Below are 1,535 nucleotides of genomic sequence, written 5' to 3' on the forward strand. Positions count from 1 at the left end.
TGATATGACTTTGCGTGTCAATCGCGAAATTGGTTTCCAGGTTGCATTGACGCATGAATTTCCTGAGGGCGGCGCAGCAGTAAGTCTCGACGGTGGATCACACTGACATCCGCGGGTTGGATACCGCATTACAGAGGTCCGCCTCATGAGCCTGCCGCTAACTTCCGCCGCAAGTTGGTGATGCCCGTTGCGTAATACCATCGCGGGTTGCTCGGATGCCGGGCTGCGCCGCCTTCAGGAAACTCCTTCCGTTGTTCGGGAAATCACACACAGGCCGCGGGCGGTTTGCTGCGAGGTATTGCAAGCGCCATGGCCAGTCGACTGATGTCCCAGATGAACGCCGCCAGTTCGCGGGCAATAGCCACGACCGTGATGTTGATGGGCTTGCCTCGCGCGGTCAGCCGGCGGAATCGTCGGCACAGCCGCACCTGGGCGTCCCAGGCGCGGTCGATGATGGCCTTGGGCAGACCTTCGAGACGGGCCTGGATTTCCGGACTGACGCGGGCAGGATGGCGGTAACTCCAGGCCGCTTCGACCAGCAGTCTTCGGGCGTAGCTGTTGCCGGTTTTGGTAATGCTGCCCTGGCGGCGTTTGCCTCCCGATGAATGCTCGGATGGCGTTACGCCGAGCCAGGCCATCAGCTGACGCGGGTGTTCGAAGCGGGACAGGTCGCCCACTTCTGAAATCATCCCGACGGCGGTAACGAACTGGACGCCCCGCATGGCCTGCAGGGCCAGCACTACCGGATAGAAGCGCCAGGAGATCACCGCTTCGCGTAGGGCTGTTTCGAGACGGGCGCACTGCGCAAGCCGGTCCTCGATCGTGCGCCGGTGTTCGTCAAAGGCAAGGTGCTGCCAGGCGCTGGGAAACGAACAGCGGCCCAGCCAGCGACGGTGCGCCTCGCCCCAGTTTGCGCTACCGGTATAACGGACGCCATGCGCGAGCAGGAACGACTTCAGTCGATGCCGTGCACGTCGCAGATCCTCGCGGGCAGCCGCCCACGCGCGGGCGAGATCTCGGAATGCCTCGTCTTCAATGCCGGGCACGTACACGGCCGACAGGTCGTCGGCGCGCAGCGAGCGCGCCAGCTTGATGGCATCACGCCGGTCGGTCTTTACGCGCTCGCCCGGCTTGCGCGGGATCAGTGAAGGTGCGCAGACCATGCAGTCGAAGCCCTTCTGGACGAGCTGACGGTACAGCCCGTAACCACATGGACCCGCCTCGTACACGACGCGCACGTGCGGCGCCTTGGATTGCAGGCGTGTGCACAGGCGATCGATGTCGGCCCCGGTTGTACCGGTCTTGCCCAGCAGCTCGATCTCGCCCGCGTCGATCGCGTAGGCGACCGTGATCGAGTCCTTGTGAAGATCCAGTCCAACGTACACCGTGCTATCGTTTCGCATGCTGGCCTCCGTGGAGGGAATCGCCGGGGCATGGCCCAGTCCACGCCCGTGCGGCTCTGACAGCAATGCTAACCCGCGTTCAGTTTCCCCACGGCGGGCCAGCCCTTGCCTCACGCAAAGTCATACTGCCTT

General features: G+C 63.6%; 1 protein-coding gene. It reads right to left on the bottom strand.

Annotated features, from left to right (window positions below; all coding sequences use genetic code 11):
• Positions 1 to 263: 263 nt before the first annotated feature.
• Positions 264 to 1,403: an IS110 family RNA-guided transposase gene (locus tag FSO04_RS45720; protein WP_154568000.1), complete on the bottom strand. Its 1,140-nt coding sequence runs from the start codon at positions 1,401 to 1,403 to the stop codon at positions 264 to 266.
• Positions 1,404 to 1,535 lie beyond the last annotated feature (132 nt).

Origin of the sequence: Paraburkholderia madseniana, assembly GCF_009690905.1 — a bacterium.
Taxonomy (GTDB): Bacteria; Pseudomonadota; Gammaproteobacteria; order Burkholderiales; family Burkholderiaceae; genus Paraburkholderia; species Paraburkholderia madseniana.